The 15,966-nt window shown below is 60.0% G+C and carries 14 protein-coding genes and 1 pseudogene; 5 read left to right on the top strand and 10 right to left on the bottom strand.

The window, feature by feature from the left end; genetic code table 11:
• Position 1 precedes the first annotated feature (1 nt).
• Both ilvD and HMPREF2604_RS11025 read left to right on the top strand, forming a co-directional pair.
• On the top strand, positions 2-1,855 hold the full coding sequence (gene ilvD / locus HMPREF2604_RS11020) for a dihydroxy-acid dehydratase (RefSeq protein ID WP_070565389.1): 1,854 nt from the start codon (positions 2-4) through the stop codon (positions 1,853-1,855).
• Between the two features lie 11 nt (positions 1,856-1,866).
• On the top strand, positions 1,867-3,135 hold the full coding sequence (locus HMPREF2604_RS11025) for a glycosyltransferase 87 family protein (RefSeq protein ID WP_070565391.1): 1,269 nt from the start codon (positions 1,867-1,869) through the stop codon (positions 3,133-3,135).
• A 112-nt stretch (positions 3,136-3,247) separates the two neighbouring features.
• On the opposite strand, the gene HMPREF2604_RS11030 is transcribed toward HMPREF2604_RS11025, so the two are convergent.
• The 4 genes from HMPREF2604_RS11030 to HMPREF2604_RS11045 form a co-directional block, all read right to left on the bottom strand.
• Positions 3,248-3,562 (bottom strand): transcriptional regulator, encoded by a 315-nt coding sequence (locus tag HMPREF2604_RS11030; RefSeq protein WP_070565393.1) that lies wholly within the window; start codon positions 3,560-3,562, stop codon positions 3,248-3,250.
• A complete protein-coding gene (locus HMPREF2604_RS11035) occupies positions 3,559-3,996 on the bottom strand; it encodes a hypothetical protein (protein ID WP_070564297.1) in 438 nt (145 codons plus the stop codon). Before HMPREF2604_RS11035 ends, HMPREF2604_RS11030 begins: the two co-directional genes overlap by 4 nt.
• Positions 3,997-4,128: 132 nt before the next feature.
• Positions 4,129-5,103 carry a DoxX family protein gene (locus HMPREF2604_RS11040; protein WP_070565395.1) on the bottom strand — a complete coding sequence of 325 codons (975 nt, stop codon included), beginning with the start codon at positions 5,101-5,103 and terminating at the stop codon, positions 4,129-4,131.
• Between the two features lie 28 nt (positions 5,104-5,131).
• Positions 5,132-6,016, bottom strand: coding sequence for a LysR family transcriptional regulator ArgP (locus HMPREF2604_RS11045; RefSeq protein ID WP_070524444.1), 885 nt, complete (start codon positions 6,014-6,016; stop codon positions 5,132-5,134).
• A gap of 70 nt (positions 6,017-6,086) precedes the next feature.
• Here HMPREF2604_RS11045 and HMPREF2604_RS11050 point away from each other — a divergent pair, with 70 nt between their 5' ends.
• On the top strand, positions 6,087-6,776 hold the full coding sequence (locus tag HMPREF2604_RS11050; RefSeq protein ID WP_070565397.1) for a LysE/ArgO family amino acid transporter: 690 nt from the start codon (positions 6,087-6,089) through the stop codon (positions 6,774-6,776).
• Here the strand turns inward: HMPREF2604_RS11050 and HMPREF2604_RS11055 are convergent.
• The 6 genes from HMPREF2604_RS11055 to HMPREF2604_RS11080 form a co-directional block, all read right to left on the bottom strand.
• The gene (locus tag HMPREF2604_RS11055; protein WP_070524447.1) at positions 6,773-8,197 is read right to left on the bottom strand and encodes a YkvI family membrane protein; all 1,425 of its coding nucleotides are present in this window, start codon (positions 8,195-8,197) and stop codon (positions 6,773-6,775) included. The two genes, HMPREF2604_RS11050 and HMPREF2604_RS11055, sit on opposite strands and share 4 nt — an antisense overlap.
• Positions 8,198-8,382: 185 nt before the next feature.
• Positions 8,383-9,438, bottom strand: a complete 1,056-nt coding sequence (locus tag HMPREF2604_RS11060; RefSeq protein WP_070524448.1) for an NAD(P)-dependent alcohol dehydrogenase — start codon at positions 9,436-9,438, stop codon at positions 8,383-8,385.
• Positions 9,439-9,493: 55 nt separating this feature from the next.
• Positions 9,494-11,008: an Asp-tRNA(Asn)/Glu-tRNA(Gln) amidotransferase subunit GatB gene (gene gatB, locus HMPREF2604_RS11065; RefSeq protein ID WP_180952118.1), complete on the bottom strand. Its 1,515-nt coding sequence runs from the start codon at positions 11,006-11,008 to the stop codon at positions 9,494-9,496.
• A gap of 34 nt (positions 11,009-11,042) precedes the next feature.
• Positions 11,043-12,641: an aspartate:alanine exchanger family transporter gene (locus HMPREF2604_RS11070; RefSeq protein WP_070564279.1), complete on the bottom strand. Its 1,599-nt coding sequence runs from the start codon at positions 12,639-12,641 to the stop codon at positions 11,043-11,045.
• Between the two features lie 39 nt (positions 12,642-12,680).
• Complete coding sequence (locus HMPREF2604_RS11075) at positions 12,681-13,712, bottom strand: ATP-dependent 6-phosphofructokinase (RefSeq protein ID WP_070524457.1); 1,032 nt, start codon at positions 13,710-13,712, stop codon at positions 12,681-12,683.
• A gap of 22 nt (positions 13,713-13,734) precedes the next feature.
• Positions 13,735-15,111 carry an MFS transporter gene (locus tag HMPREF2604_RS11080; protein ID WP_070565399.1) on the bottom strand — a complete coding sequence of 459 codons (1,377 nt, stop codon included), beginning with the start codon at positions 15,109-15,111 and terminating at the stop codon, positions 13,735-13,737.
• 48 nt (positions 15,112-15,159) lie between these two features.
• On the opposite strand from HMPREF2604_RS11080, the gene HMPREF2604_RS11085 reads away from it, so the two are divergent.
• Positions 15,160-15,483: a hypothetical protein gene (locus tag HMPREF2604_RS11085; protein WP_070565401.1), complete on the top strand. Its 324-nt coding sequence runs from the start codon at positions 15,160-15,162 to the stop codon at positions 15,481-15,483.
• Positions 15,484-15,711: 228 nt separating this feature from the next.
• Positions 15,712-15,966 (top strand): annotated as a pseudogene (locus tag HMPREF2604_RS13995) (HNH endonuclease); the annotation flags it as partial.

Consider the following 15,966-nt stretch of genomic DNA (forward strand, 5'->3'; position numbering starts at 1 on the left):
CATGTACCCGCTCCGCTCCAAAGTCACGACTGTTGGCCGCCAGGCATCCGGTGCGCGCGCACTATGGCGCGCTACCGGCTCCAAGGAGAGTGACTTTGGCAAGCCAATCGTCGCTATTGCCAACTCCTTTACCCAGTTCGTCCCCGGCCACGTCCACCTCAAGAACGTCGGTGACATCGTGGCCGATGCCGTGCGCGAAGCCGGCGGTGTGCCCAAGGAATTCAACACCATTGCCGTCGACGATGGCATCGCCATGGGCCACGGCGGCATGCTGTACTCCCTGCCTTCACGCGAAATCATCTCCGATTCCATCGAGTACATGGTCAACGCCCACACTGCCGACGCCCTAGTGTGCATCTCCAACTGCGACAAGATCACCCCGGGTATGTTGAACGCCGCACTGCGCCTCAACATCCCCACCATCTTCGTCTCCGGCGGCCCGATGGAGGCCGGCAAGGCCGTTGTTGTCGATGGCGTGGCGCACGCGCCGACGGATCTGATTACGGCAATCACGGCGTCGGCAAGCGACGCCGTCTCCGACGAGGGCCTAACCCGCGTGGAGGAATCCGCCTGCCCCACCTGTGGTTCCTGCTCCGGCATGTTCACCGCCAACTCCATGAACTGCCTCACCGAAGCGCTCGGACTCGCACTGCCAGGCAACGGCACCACGCTGGCCACCCACAGCGCACGCCGCGATCTCTTCGAACAAGCAGGCCACACCATCGTCGAGATGTGCCAGCGCTACTACGGCGAAGAGGATGACGCAGTCCTCCCCCGCTCGATTGCGACCAAGGAAGCTTTCACCAACGCCATGGCGCTGGATATGGCCATGGGCGGTTCCACCAACACCATCCTCCACACGCTGGCCGCCGCGCAGGAGGGCGAGGTGGACTTCACGCTGGAGGATATCAACGAGATTTCCTACCGCGTGCCTTGCCTGTCCAAGGTGGCGCCCAACGGCACCTACCACATCGAGGACGTGCACCGCGCCGGCGGCATCCCCGCCATTCTGGGCGAGCTGCGCCGCGCCGGCCACTTGAACCTCAAGGTCCATACCGCCCTCTACGACAACGCCGAGGAGTGGCTCGACGAGTGGGATATCCGCGGCGGCAAGGCTACCGACGCTGCCCGCGAGCTCTTCTTCGCCGCCCCCGGCGGCGTGCGCACTACCGAGCCTTTCAGCCAGTCCAACCGCTGGGATGAGCTGGATACTGACGCTTCCAATGGCTGCATCCACGACGCCGAGCATGCCTTCTCCTCCGACGGCGGCCTCGTTGTCCTGCGCGGCAACCTCGCCCCCAACGGAGCCATCGTCAAGGCCGCCGGCGTTGAAGAGGAACTGTGGACCTTTACCGGCCCAGCCCGCGTGGTGGAATCCCAGGAAGAGGCCGTGTCCATCATCCTGAAAAAGGAGGTCCAGCCTGGCGATGTCATCGTCATCCGCTACGAGGGCCCCGCGGGCGGTCCCGGCATGCAGGAGATGCTGCACCCGACTTCCTTCCTCAAGGGCTCCGGCTTGGGCAAGGCCTGCGCCTTGATTACCGATGGCCGCTTCTCCGGCGGCACCTCCGGCCTGTCCATCGGACACATCTCCCCCGAGGCTGCCCACGGCGGTCTCATCGGTCTGGTGGAAAACGGTGATCCCATCACCATCAACATCCGCGAGCGTCAGCTCACCCTCGACGTCGACGAGGACGTTCTCGAACGCCGCCGCGCCACCGAGGAGCAGCGTGAGAAGCCCTGGACGCCGAAGGACCGCAACCGCCCGGTCACCAAGGCCCTGCGCGCCTATGCCAACATGGCCACGTCCGCTGACCGTGGTGCGGTGCGCGTGGTGGATGGTTACGTCAATTAGAGTATGGGGCGATGAATTTCGCCACTAACGCCGCAAGGCGCACACTCCTGACCGCCGCCGGGCTCATCATTGGCCTGGTGGGCGTCATCCGCCACGTCCTCCACACGGACTACCCTGTGGACATGATCATTTACCGTGAGGGCGTGCGCGCCTTCATGGAGGGCCGCTCGGTCTACTCGGAGCCCATGTACGCCGGGGATTTGGCGCTCCCCTTTATCTACCCGCCCTTCGGGGCACTGGTCATGGTGCCGCTGACAGCCTTTGACTGGATGAGCGACGCCCTAGCGGGCGATATCATGATCGTCCTCTCGGATGCGCTGATCTTCGCCTGCCTCTACACGATCTTCCGCGCACTCAAGGTGCCTCACCTGTGGCCCACCGTGGCGATCGCGTGGGCCGCGGCGATGTTCTTTGAGCCCATCCGCCTCAACAACGGTTTTGCGCAAATCAACATCGTCATCATGGCGTTGGTTATCTTCGATCTTGCCCCCCGCAAACGCAAACTTCCGCAGGGCTGGCTGATAGGCCTCGCGGCAGCCATCAAGATCACCCCGTTGGCCATGCTGCTCTACTTCCTGCTGCGCCGCGAGTGGAAGCCGATCCTCACAGCCTTCGCCTCCGCTGTCGTGGCAACGCTGTTGGCCGCGGCCTACCGCTGGGAGGCTTTTGTCGAATTCTTCAGTTCAAAGCTTCTCGATATGGGCAAGGGCGCAGACTTCGGCGTGGCCACGGACTATCAGTCCAATTCCTCGCTCAAGGGTGTCATCCAGCGACTCTTCACATCCCAGGAGGCCATGGATAACCACGGCATGCTCATCAACGTGCTGTGGCTCGTGGCTGCGCTCGCGATCATCGGCCTCGGCTCCGCACTCATCCTGGCTCAGATGCGGCGCGGCCTGCTTGTCGACGCCCACCTCACCACCGCCACAACCATGCTGCTCATCTCCCCCGTTTCGTGGTCCCACCACTGGGTGTGGCTGTCGCTCATCGTGCCGGTTCTGGTCTACCGCGCATGGTCCTGGCGGAATTCCACCTGGGTCGCTGGCAGCTTGCTGGCTGTTCTCGCGGCTTGGGCTGGCATGCTGCTCACCGTTCCGCCGAAGTGGTGGTTCGGGGACAGCATCGAAGTCCACGCGATGCCGCTGTACCAGAAGTTCTTGGTTGATGACTTCGTGTGGCTGGCACTACTCAGCTGGATTCTCTACGCCATCTGCCTCAAGGCTCGAGGCGCTCAATCCGACAAGCCACATACTGAGCTTGCTTCGGCCCAAACCAACTAAGCCCCGAAAAGCAAAACTGCCCGTTCTGCCAAAGTTATGCGCCACCATTGCGGGCAGGAGGGAAAACTTTGGCAAGATTGGCACCTCAGCGACGCCATACTATGCGCCCAACTCAGCCCTCAGCTAAATCCTTGAGTGCTGCCAAGTGACCGTCGAAGGCGATCTTGCCTTGCTCAGTCAAGGCGACCCACACCGAGTCCTTAGCACGGCTGGTGCCATATTCGCGGAAGCGAGTCACGTAGCCGGCTTGTTCTAGCGCTCCGAGCTGCTTGGACAGGGAGGCGTCGGAAAGCTCCGTGCGGTCGCGCAACACGGCGAATTTCATCTCACGGTTGACGTCTCCTCCCTGCGTGGCCCCGAAGGCATTGAGCGTGGCGCAAATTTTAAAGCGGTTGAGCGGGTGGATTATCGGATCGAGCTCACTCATCGCGGCATCCTATTCAGCGCACCGGTGTGCAACGTCCAAAAGACCGACAAACTGCACAGCACACCTGCGATGCACGAGGCAATAACGTGCCCTTCAACAAAGGGATTGAACAGTGCCGGCAGCATCATAAACCCCAATCCTGCGTAGAAGCGCCAGGTCACATTCCTGGAGGCGTGCGGATCAACCTTCTGACGCATCGAATCCCGCACCCCCGTGCGGTAAAAGAAGGCAAGACTCACCAAGAGCCCGAGTACAAGAAGCAGTCCACCAACAAGAACGAGAGGATGGACGTCATCCTTGATCCACATGTAGGCAAACCACGCGCCGTAAGCAGCCGATGCGAGCAAACTCAGCCAGATAGGCGGCCGCTTCGCCGCGGCTAGCTGTTGTTGCTCCTCAAATGCGAGTGCTTCTCGAACATCCTGATCGGACAAAACTAAAGCTCCCCTCCTGCGGCACCAAAGTCATTGTTTTCCATTACGGAAACCAACTTACTTTACGCAATGGCAAACAACAACAGTTGGTGTATAACTGCAGGCTGGGAGCTTAAGTAGGCGCTAAAACTCTTAGCTCAACGGGTTGACGCCAGCTCCAAACCACCAGATGGCCACGAGCGCGGCAACGCCAATGACGACAAAGACCCACGAGGTTGCCAGTGGGCGACGGGTCCAGGAGCGATTGAAGTCAAGGGAGATGAATCCCGGACCGGTGAACTGCAGGGCCACAGCGATAACAAAGAGCACCAGACCCAGCCAGACGCTCTCATTCCAGGCAAAGACATCCAACCCAGCACCGGAGGCATTGAGGCCGTGGATAGCAGAAAACCCAGTAACAATGAGGCCGAACATGGCCGCCAGCGGTGTAACTAGACCCAGAAGCAGGAAGGCGCCGGCAATGAGCTGGACGGTGGGCACGCCGATGGCCAAGGCCGCCGCCATGGTGTACTCACCGAACTCATTCTCCAAGCCTGACAGCCCCTCGTTGCCGCCGAGCTTAAAGAAGGTCGAAGCACCAGCCACGAGCAGGTAAACGCTGAGCGCCAGGCGCACGAAAAGTAGACCAAAGTCAATGGTGCCTCGGCGAGCCGACGAGTGCTTTTCTTCTACAGCCTCCGTCTCGGTTGAGGTGACTGGCTCATCCGCAGGGTCAGCCACGGCAACGGCGCTGGGCTCTTCATCAGCCTCGGCCGCCGGCATGGCAGTCGTCTCCGTATCGGTTCCTGCCGTCGCCTCCGCGCGTGGGAAAGCAGTAGTTTCAGTTTCAGCATCTGCGGCAGCGCTATCGAAAGACAAGGAGTCGCGGGAAGCGCTCTCAAAGGTTTCGGTCTTGGCCTCAGGCTCTGCCTCAACGGCGGGCTCTTCGGCCTTCTTAGGCTTGATCACCTGCGGCTCGGCGCGCCCCGGGCGCTGGAAGAGGCTGCTCTTCTTCGGCTTTTCGGCCGCAGCTTCCGCGGGCGCGTTGTCCTTCACGGAGTCTTTGCCCGTGTAGGTCGGGATATCGTCATCAAAGTCGGTGGCTTTATCAGGAGTTTTATCGCTCATACCTCCAACTTAAGGCAGCACAGCACCCTTATGGTGCATCTTTACCGGCGCGGCGCGAAGCTAAAACCGCATGGCCAGCGTTTAAGACGTCTTCGGTGAGATCAGCAAGCAACTCCGACTCCAGCCGCCAGCGCTGCCAGTAGAGGTCGATGTCGAGCGGGAAGTCGTCGAGAAGCACTAGCTCCCCGGACTCCAGCAATGGCTGGGCCTGCAGGCGCGGCACCAAGCCCCAGCCCAGGCCGTAGCGCACAGCTTCGACATAACTCTCCGAGGAGGGAATCTGAGATACCCGTGCGCGCAGGACGTGGGAGTCGATGAAGCGCTCACGCATGGCGTCATCCAACGTGGCGTCGTTCGGCCCGAAACCCACGATGGGCAGCGTCTCCCAGTCCTCGAAGGTCTCCGCCAGCTCCGGCGCGGCGACGGCAAAATAGCGCATGGTGCCGAGGTATGTGGATTCGCAGCCAGAGACTGGCGTTTGCTCGCGAGTCACAGCTCCCAGAACGTCGCCGCGGCGCAGCATTGCGAGCGTGCGGGCCTCATCCTCGATGCGGATACGCAGCGCCGCCGCACCGCGCTCGGCAGTGCGCTGGATTACAGGACGAAACCACGTGGCCAGGGAATCCGAGTTGATGGCAACGGTCAGTGGCACGCGGGACAACCGCTCGGTAAGCCGCGCATCCGCTTCCGCCTGGACCAGCGCCATGCGTCGTGCGGCTTGGGCGACGATCTCCCCCGCCTCAGTCACGGTGACAGGGGTCCCGCGGCGCAGGAGTATGCGGCCCGTCGACACCTCCAGTGCCTTGATGCGCTGGCTCACGGCCGAGGGAGTGATTCCCAACACAGCCGCGGCACCCTCGAAGGAACCTTCATCGATGATGGCCAGCAGTGTTTCGGTATGCAGCGGGTTCATGAAGCAATATTAAACCAGATGTAGAACATTTAACTGGACTTCATATGTCGATATACGCACACTAGAAGCCATGTCAGTATTGCTCGCAGGATTTGCGCTGGGCCTGTCCCTCATCATCGCTATCGGACCGCAGAATGCCTACATCATCAAGATGGGTATTAAACGCGACCATGTCGGCCCCATCCTGTTGGCATGCTTGCTTTCCGACGTCATCCTGATCACCGGCGGCACCGCCGGCGTCGGCGTCCTTGTGGAGCGCTTCCCCACCGCGCTCGTCGTGGTGAAGTACCTCGGCGCGGCCTACCTCATCTACTTCGGCTTCACGTGTTTCCGCGATGCCTTCAAGAAGGAACAGGAAGCACTGGTAATCGAGGAAACTGCACCGGTGGCCCAAGTTGTTGATGAGAATTCGGGTTCCTCTGGGACACCGGGGAACTCAGTACTTACGAAGATCCGCCCCCGCGTGCGCTCAAAATCCTGGGTCAAGCCCGTCCTCGGTGCGTTGGCGCTGACGTGGCTTAACCCCCTGGCCTACGTCGACGCGCTAGTCATGCTGGGCTCCATTGCAAACCAATATGGCGACCAGCGCTGGGTGTTCGCGGCAGGCGCCATCATGGCCAGCGCAGTGTGGTTCCCCTCCCTAGGCTTTGGCGCCTACAAGCTCTCCCACGTGCTGGCCAAGCCGACGACGTGGCGCGTAGTCAACATCGTCATCGGCTGCGTCATGATTGCACTAACGGCGAAGCTGTTGCTCCACTAATTTTTCTGTGAGTCCTCGGGGAGTTCTTCATCCTCGGCGGGATCTCCCACCGCGCCGGTTTCTTCCACCCAGGCCTTGATCTCTTCGTCGCTGCGGTCCTGCTCCACGGCGTCGCGCTCGGTGTAGTAGGAGTGATCGTTGCGGTTTTCCTCCCACTCTTCCTTGTCGAAGTCGAGCTCCTCGTCCGAATCCAGCTCATCGACCACATCGGAGACGAGATCCTCAAAAAGGGCTTCATCGTCCATGTTGGAATCAGCGATCTGCTGACCAATCTCATCGTCGTAACGCGCTGCGTCATATTCCGAATCGGGATGCAGCTTCAGGTGAAGCAGGGCGCGGATGCGCTCGCGGCGCAAGCCTTCATCCTTGATCTTGCCCAAGGAGCGCAGCCATCCAACCACCAGGATGACGACGAGGACGATGCCCATGTAGCCCAGAACCGGGTACACATACTGCATGAGCGCCTTGAAGCCGGCGAAGGAAACCGCGAAACCTGCAAGGCAGCCGGCGATAAAGATGATGCGGTACTTGGACTCGTTGCCGGAGGACAAACGCTTACCCAGCGCATAGAACATGCCGATGGCCGTATTAAAGATCATCAGGTAGATGATGACTGCCATGATGACGCCAAGGACTGGGTGAACGTTGTCCACCAGGGTCAGCATCGGAATATCTGAATCGCCCACATTCTCCGCGTTCATCAGCAAGGAGAAACCAGCAATGGCCATGAGCACCGCGTAGACCGCGCCGCCTACAATGCCACCGACACCAGCCTCACGCGGGCTGATGTTATCGCCACCGATCACCAAGGACATCGATACAGCCAGAATGAGGGCGAGGCCGTTGTAGTTCAGCGCGGATACGAGCCAGAACGGAATCGGGGACTCGATCGCTTCAGAGGCACTAATGGCCGCATCAACGTTCTCTGGCATGTGCAGCAGCGTGTAGGTGCCTACAAAGAGAACGGCGATAATGATGGTCGGCGTGAGAAGACCAATAACCTGTGACACCTTATCCACATCAAACATGCCTGTGATGAGAACAAGCACGAGCATGAGCAGCGAGCCTACCCAAGCCGGCCAGCCGAACTGCTGTTGCATGTTGGAACCGGCACCCGCCAGCATGACGAAGCCCACCGCAAATAGCGTGAGGATTACCGCGACATCCAGAATGCGCGAAATGATCGGGTGGGTGATGTTCCTGAACACCTGGTTGTGCTCGCTGGCGTGGAAGTAGCTTCCCAGTTGGAGGAAGACTGTACCGGCAAGGGTCATGACCAAACCGGCAACCAGGATTCCCCACATGCCGGGAATACCGAAGGACGTAAAGTACTGGACAACTTCCTGTCCCGTGGCAAAGCCCGCACCCACGAGCAAGCCAATGAAGGACAAAGCGATGCCTACGACGTTTTTATAAGACACGTTTTCCTATCTGTTTTCTAGTTTCTTCTCTTTATGCTTTATGACTAGCGCATAAAAACGCGCCATACCTTTGATGAAGTACGGCGGCACACTACTACCACGGTACTCCATCATGACAGGAAAACATGTGTGCGGCCATGGAGAGCTTGCTCCAATGGCCGCTAAAGCATGAGGCGGCTCACCTCTTAATGCTCGGCAAACGTAGCGGTATCAATGACGAATCGGAACTTCACATCACCCGCAACGACGCGCTCATAGGCGGCATCGACGTCATCGACGCCGACCTTCTCAATGACCGCTCCCAGGCCGTGCTCGGCACAAAAGTCCAGCATTTCCTGGGTTTCGGCGATCCCGCCAATGTTGTTGCCGGTGAGCACCTTGCCGCCGCCTACCAGGCGGTTGAGGCGCAATGGCAGGGCCTCCGGCGGCAGCCCCACGACAGACATGATGCCGCGCGGCTTGAGCATCCGCAGGTAGTCCTCGAGGTTGTACTCGGCGGAAATCGTGGAGAGGATGAAGTCGAACTCCCCGCGGTGGTTTTTGAAAAAGTCCTCTTCTTCGGTGGTGGCGAGCGTACGGTTCGCGCCCAGCTTCGCGGCCTCCTCAGCCTTGCGCGAGGTGCGTGAGATGACAGTGACATCCGCCCCCTTGGCAGCGGCAATCTGTACGCCCATGTGCCCCAAACCGCCGAGGCCCACGACGGCCACCTTCTGCCCTTCCTTGACGTCCCAGCGAGCCAGCGGAGAGTAGGTGGTAATTCCGGCACACAGCAAGGGCGCGGCGACATCGAAGTCAAGGGCATCCGGAATACGCAGGACGAAATCCTGGTTCACCACGACCTTCTCCGCATAACCACCTTGGGTAATCGTTCCGTCGACGTCGGTGGAATTATAGGTGCCCACACCACCATTAAGGCAGTTCTGCTCCATTCCAGCTTGGCACTGCTCGCACTCGCCGCAAGAATTCACCAGGCAGCCCACGCCGACGCGGTCCCCCACCTGGAACTTGGTGACGTCCTCCCCCACGGCGGAAACAACGCCGGCGATCTCATGGCCGACGGTCAGCGGGAAGTGCGCCTCACCCCACTCATTGCGGATGGTGTGGATGTCCGAGTGGCAGATGCCCGCGGCCTTTATGTCGATGACGACGTCATCGGCGCGCGGGTCACGACGCTGGATGGTCACAACCTTAAAAGGTTCGTTTGGGCCTGTCTTTTGGAGTGCTTTAGCAGAAATAGTCATGGCGACCACGGTACCCCGCAGCCGCCTGACCTCGCCTAATGGAAATTTATACCAACTAAGAGAGCTTCTTCGCGATCAGCTTATTGACCTGCCCCGGGTCAGCCTTACCCTGGGTAGCCTTCATGACCGCGCCAACGATGGCGCCGGTGACCTTCTTGTTGCCAGCCTTGTACTTCTCCACGATGTCCGGGTTGGCTGCCAGGGCATCATCAACGGCCTTCTCGATTGCGCCGTCATCGCGCACGACCTCGAGTCCGCGATTGGCGACGACCTCGTCGACATCCCCCTCGCCTTCGAGGACGCCGTCAACCGCCTTGCGAGCAAGCTTGGTGGTCAGCTTGCCTTCCTTGACCAGCTCGACCACGCGCGCGACCTGAGCCGGGGTGATGTCGAGGGCGCTCAGCTCAACGCCGCCCTCATTAGCCTTACCGGTCAGGTAAGAAACCCACCAAGAGCGGGCCTCATCCGGGCTGGTTCCGGCTTCCACGGTTTCGATGATGAGATCCAAGGCGCCGGCGTTGACCAGATCGCGCATCTCCTCGTCCTTGAGGCCCCACTCCTCTTGGATGCGGGCGCGGCGAATCCACGGCATCTCTGGCAGGGTCTGGCGGATTTCCTCAACCCACTCGCGGGAGACAATCACCGGCGGCAGGTCCGGGTCGTTGAAGTATCGGTAGTCCTCGGCGGTCTCCTTCGGACGGCCCTTGGAAGTCGAACCATCCGTTTCCTGGTAGTGGCGAGTTTCCTGGACGATCTCGCCACCGTCGACAAGCACCTGCGCCTGGCGCTGCATCTCAAAGCGCACCGCCTGCTCGACGGAGCGCAGGGAGTTGATGTTCTTGGTTTCGGTGCGGGTGCCGAACTCTTCCTGGCCCACCGGGCGCAGCGACACGTTGGAATCCACGCGCATCGAGCCCTGATCCATGCGGGCATCGGACACGCCCAGTGCCGCGACGAGTTCACGCAGGGCAGAGACATAGGCGCGGGCAACCTCGGGGGCGCGCTCGCCAGCACCAATGATCGGCTTGGTCACGATCTCAATGAGCGGAATACCCGCGCGGTTGCAATCCACCAGCGAGGAGGTCGCGCCATGGATACGGCCGTCGGCACCGCCCAAGTGGGTGAGCTTTCCGGTGTCTTCTTCCATGTGGGCACGCTCAATTTCTACGCGCCACTCGGTGCCGTCATCGAGGACAACGTCAAGGTAGCCGTCGTATGCAATCGGCTCATCATACTGAGAGATCTGATAGTTCTTCGGCTGGTCCGGGTAGAAGTAGTTCTTGCGGGCAAAGCGCGACGATTCCGCAATCTTGCAGTTCAGCGCCAGACCGATCTTGATGGCGCCTTCCACGCCCTTAGAATTCACTACCGGCAATGCTCCGGGCAGACCCAGCGAAACCGGGTCCACGTTGGAGTTGGGGGCTGCGTTGAAGTTCGTGGGCGAGGTGGAGAACATCTTGGTTTCCGTATTGAGCTCCACGTGAACTTCCATGCCCATTACGGGTTCGAACTTTTCCAGGACCTCGTCGTAGTCCATCAGGTCATACATCGCAGCAGTCATGCGTGCCATCTTAGTATGTTAACGCGTCACCGTGCGCAACCGCCTAACCCAACAAGGTGATGCCGTGCGTAATAAGAATTTTGGCGATCATCGCTGCCGGATACACCATGGCATAGCCCAAGGACACACGCTGATCAGTGCTCGTCCGATTATTCACAAAAGCGAGAACTGCCGGTTGAGTCTGAGCTCCGGCCATAGCACCCGCCGTCTTTGTAGCGCCGACGCGCAGGAATCGGCGCATCACAAAGGCAAACCCGAATGCGACCAGCGTTGTGATGATGATGCCAAGGAGAAGAATCTTCCACCACGCGCCGCCTGTAAAGGCACCGGCGATCTCCCCGCCCGCATTCGTTCCGGCTTGGGCCAAGAAGAGCAACAGTCCGAGCTCGGAAAGAATCGTGTTGGCTGAGTGCGGCAATGCGGTCACTGTATTGCCGATTCGCCCAATCCGCGCCATGACCAACGCGACGATGAGAACGCCGGCGGCAGCACCGAGGTTGAAGGAAGATCCGCCCGGAAGCGGGATATCGATATGCCCTACAAAGATGCCAAGGGCCAAGCCGAGGCCGAGGGATACGGGGTTGATATCGGTTAGGCCTTGCGAAGAATCCCCAAGAAAGTTTGAGATCTCGCGCAGCGACTTCTTTGAGCCCACGACGCGCACGCGATCTCCCAGCTCCACGATGTGTTCGGGGATAGCAACCTGATCGTTGTCCGCACGGCGAACGCGCGAAATGCGCGCGCCCCACCGGTCAGACAGCTGGTTGTTCAGCTCCGCAATAGTCAGGCCAGCCAAGCTGTGCTCGGAGATAGTAATGCGACGAAAGTCTAGCTCGTGGCGGTCATCGTTGAGGATCTGCGGGGATTCACGGCCAGCGCGCTCAATGATATTGTCCAGATCTTCCGGGGCACCGACGAGCGTGACCACATCACCTGGGTGCAACACATCGAAAAACTTCGGCAGGACGATATCATTGCTGCCGACGCGCCGCAGGCGGGTCACTTGCACTTCCCCGTTGCCGATGTCTGCAATCTCTGCCACCGCGATTTCTCTCAGAATCTGCATGTGCTGGCGCGTGACGGGTGACAGGGTGTCGTCGTCATTCCCGGCGTCGCGAAGCACGAGCACCGTGGCCGCGAGCATGCCGATGACGCCGAATAAGTAAGACACCGCGTAGCCCACGGTTGCTGCGCCGGGATCACCCGTAGCTTCCGACGCCGCCGCCAACGCGGGGGTATTCGTCACAGCGCCGGCAAAAGTACCCGCGATGGTGGCATTCGATAGCCCAAAAACATAAGTGCCCAACCCCCACGCGGCAAGCGCCGCGACGATGAAGACTCCAATCATCGACAGCACTGGGCCCGTCGCCGTTTTTAGCGACTTAAAGAAGGACACCCCAGAATTATTGCCAATGCCAAAGGCAAAGAGCACCAAGCCGAGCATTCCCAGAATGGGAGGTACGGAGGCTTCCACACCAACGGCGGAGGCAGCCGCCGAAAAAGCAATACCGAGGAAGAGAACGGCGGCCGCCCCTAAGCTAATTCCCCGGGTTTTGATGCCGCCGAGCGCCATGCCGATGCCAATCAGCAAAAACACCAACAGGACCGGCTGCTCAGCAAGGAAAGCTAATACGCTTGTCATCGAAACCTTTATTAACTATGGGCGGCCTTGTCGCGGCGTTTAACCGAAGAGGGCTTGTGCGTTGGCATAACGCTTTGCCGGAACCACCTTCAGCTTGCCCACGGCATCCTCGAGCGGGACGAGATCGATGTTTTCACCGTGGAGGGCGACGCACATTCCGGACTGACCATTGTGCGCAGCACGGGCGGCGTGGGTGCCGTAACGGGTTGCCAGGACGCGGTCATACGCCGTCGGCGTGCCGCCGCGCTGGATGTGGCCGAGGACCGTCGTGCGCACGTCGTAACCAGTGCGCTTCTTGATCTCATCACCGATGACCTGGCCAATTCCGTTAAAGGTCTGGTGACCAAACTGATCGACACCGCCCGCTTCGAAGTCCATGGTGCCTTCCTTGGGAAGTGCTCCTTCGGCGACGCAGATGATGCCATACTTCTCACCCATCTGGAAGCGGCGTTCCATCGCCTTGGTGATATCTGCGATATCGAATGGGACCTCGGGGATCACCGTGTAGTGCGCGCCGCCGGCCATGCCTGCATGCAGCGCAATCCACCCAACGTGGCGGCCCATGACCTCCACGATGAGGATGCGGTTGTGGGACTCAGCAGTGGTGTGGAGGCGGTCAATCGCATCGGTGGCCACGGACACGGCCGTGTCGAAACCGAAGGTGTAGTCCGTTGCATTGACGTCGTTATCGATGGTCTTTGGCACGCCGACAACTGGGATACCGTTGTCAGAAAGCCACTTAGCACCCTTGAGAGTTCCCTCGCCGCCAATGGCGACGAGCGCATCAACCTCAGCATCGGCCATATTGGCCTTGATGGTGTCCAGCCCAGCCTTGAACTTATCTGGGTGGAGGCGGCCAGTACCAAGGATGGTTCCGCCGCGAAGGAGGATGCGGTCAATTTCAGCGTCGTCATAAAGGTCACGGCGTCGGTCTTCCATCAGACCAACCCAGCCGTCCTCGTAGCCGACGACCGTATCGCCGAACTCGTTGGATGCGGTGCGAACGACCGCGCGGATAACAGCATTCAGACCGGGGCAATCACCACCGGATGTCAGTACAGCAAGACGCATGACATCCAATCTACTCGCTTCCCTATTGGCTCGCAGTCTCCACACCAGCGTGCAGGGTATCCCGGAAGAAGAGCGAAGCAATACACCCGACGAAAAGGATCGCAGCGATAGCGACCAGCGAGTCCGCCGCGCCGGCGACCTGCATGACTGCTGATACACCGGCCACACCAATCACCGAGCCCACCTGTCGCGATGTGTTATAGACACCGGAAGCAGCTCCCATGAGATGTGCATCAATATCGCGCATCGTCGTCGCGGCATTGGATCCCCAAATAAAGGACTGTCCCGCCCCCAAGGCCGCACATGGCAGGCTCAGCCACCACCCCGAAACACCCGCGTGCATGAGGAACCACAGCACTGCGAAAGTGGCAATCAAAATGCTGAATCCCGTGAGCGCTAATAGTCGCGGATGCAGCCTATCTGCCAAAATGCCCGCTAGCGGTGACACGCACAAAGAAACCAGAGCCATCGGCGTGACGATCATTCCGGCATCTCCCGCCGATAAACCCTGCTCGACCTGCAACCACATCATGATCGGAATCATCATCGACGCAGCCATAAAGCCCATGGACACGATGGCCACCGTGCCCACGGAGTAGTTACGGTCCTTAAACAACCCAAGCGGAACGAGCGCTGCCGCCCCACGGGATGATTGCAGGCGCACGAAGATAGCCATGCCGACAATTCCGGCGACGAGGAGGCCCCAAATCCACCACGGCCAGCCCGTCTCTGGCCCTTGTTGCACCGCAAAGACGAAGCAGGTCAACGCGACAAACGACGCCCCTACCGACACGAAGTCAATCTTCCCGGTCGCCGTCGGTAAGGCAGGCACCCACAGGCCGGAAAGCACAATCGCTGCAATGACAATGGGAATGTGGATCCAAAAGACCGCCTGCCACCCAAACGCGGCTACGACGAAGCCTCCCACTAGCGGTCCAGCAAGAGTGGCCAGCGAACCCACCACGCCCCAGGCACCCAGCGCACGGCCGCGCCGCTCACGAGGGAAAATTCGGTTGATCACCGCCATGGTCTGGGGCATCTGAATGGAGGCACCTAGCCCCTGCAGGGCACGTGCGGCGATGAGAAACTCTACGGATGGCGCCAGCGCACAAAGCAGTGCACCAAGGCCAAAGAGTCCGTTGCCGAGCTGAAACATTCGCTTCTGCCCGTAAATATCCCCTAGCCTTCCAGTAAACAGGAGCGGCACGACCACGGCGAGCAAATAGATGGCGGAGACCCACAGCACCTGATTGACGTCGGCGTTGAACTCACGACGGACGTCGGGAAGCGCAACTGCAATCATGGATTGGTCGAGCAACGACATGAAGAAGCCGAGTGACAGCGCCGCCATGGCGAGCCAAGCTTGCTTTTCTGACGTGGGCGGTGCTGCGTGATTCATGGAGGGAAGTCTAGCCACCGTCCATGCAGGCGGCCTAAACTGAAGCGCATGGGAATGATTGACATCAAGAAACCACAGGACGTATCGACGGCCGCAACCGTCTCTCTGGGTCTCATTGGCGGTTGGCTCACAGCTCGGGAAACTGGAATCCGCCCGCTTGGCGGCGTAGTGCTCGCCGCCGCTGGCGTCTGGGCCGGACGCAGCTGGTGGGCCAAGACGAACCCAGCCACTACTGCCGGTCTGGCTGCTCTTTACACCGGCGCGTTTGGTCTCTCTCACCCGCTGGCTAAGAAGATTGGCTCCTGGCCGGCAGTCCTGTCCGTCACCGCCGCAAGCGCTGGCGCTGCCTACGCGCTTTCCGACGCCCAGTAGATCCCCACGCCCCACGTGCCGCCAACAACGCACGTGGGGTTTTGATTGTTTTCTCCCCTTACCCCTACTGCACCCTATCGAACCTCCTGGCTAACAGGGTGCCACTACCCCCGTTTATAGTAACGACTTGACGTGAATTCACTACTGGCTATAGCCATGCGTGGCGTGTGCTACTAGAATCGTGGTTAGAACATTTCTTCTAACTCATGTTTCTCGGGGGAGACATCCATGACCACCACCGCCACACACCCTTCAACCTCATCTTCTTTCTTCTTCTCAACAACGAATCCGAATAATCCACACGCTATAGCCCGCGCCAAAGCACGCCGAGCCACCTATGACACCTGGCAGGCTGCTATGCCCAGCCTGCAAGCCGATATCAACACCACCGCCTTATCCCTGGTGGCTGCCTGGTCACTGCCCGAAGGCCATATCAAAGCAGGTCTGCGTGCTATCCACCGGCTTGATAGCCTGCCGAAAGTC

It is taken from the genome of Corynebacterium sp. HMSC055A01 (assembly GCF_001809405.1).
Classification (GTDB): Bacteria; Actinomycetota; Actinomycetes; order Mycobacteriales; family Mycobacteriaceae; genus Corynebacterium; species Corynebacterium hesseae.

Coding starts and splice junctions, on each gene's coding strand:
- ilvD (WP_070565389.1), top strand. CDS start 2: ATGTACCCGCTCCGCTCCAAAGTCACGACTGTTGGCCGCCAGGCATCC.
- HMPREF2604_RS11025 (WP_070565391.1), top strand. CDS start 1,867: ATGAATTTCGCCACTAACGCCGCAAGGCGCACACTCCTGACCGCCGCC.
- HMPREF2604_RS11030 (WP_070565393.1), bottom strand. CDS start 3,562: ATGAGTGAGCTCGATCCGATAATCCACCCGCTCAACCGCTTTAAAATT.
- HMPREF2604_RS11040 (WP_070565395.1), bottom strand. CDS start 5,103: ATGAGCGATAAAACTCCTGATAAAGCCACCGACTTTGATGACGATATC.
- HMPREF2604_RS11045 (WP_070524444.1), bottom strand. CDS start 6,016: ATGAACCCGCTGCATACCGAAACACTGCTGGCCATCATCGATGAAGGT.
- HMPREF2604_RS11050 (WP_070565397.1), top strand. CDS start 6,087: ATGTCAGTATTGCTCGCAGGATTTGCGCTGGGCCTGTCCCTCATCATC.
- HMPREF2604_RS11060 (WP_070524448.1), bottom strand. CDS start 9,438: ATGACTATTTCTGCTAAAGCACTCCAAAAGACAGGCCCAAACGAACCT.
- gatB (WP_180952118.1), bottom strand. CDS start 11,008: ATGGCACGCATGACTGCTGCGATGTATGACCTGATGGACTACGACGAG.
- HMPREF2604_RS11070 (WP_070564279.1), bottom strand. CDS start 12,641: ATGACAAGCGTATTAGCTTTCCTTGCTGAGCAGCCGGTCCTGTTGGTG.
- HMPREF2604_RS11075 (WP_070524457.1), bottom strand. CDS start 13,712: ATGCGTCTTGCTGTACTGACATCCGGTGGTGATTGCCCCGGTCTGAAT.
- HMPREF2604_RS11080 (WP_070565399.1), bottom strand. CDS start 15,111: ATGAATCACGCAGCACCGCCCACGTCAGAAAAGCAAGCTTGGCTCGCC.
- HMPREF2604_RS11085 (WP_070565401.1), top strand. CDS start 15,160: ATGGGAATGATTGACATCAAGAAACCACAGGACGTATCGACGGCCGCA.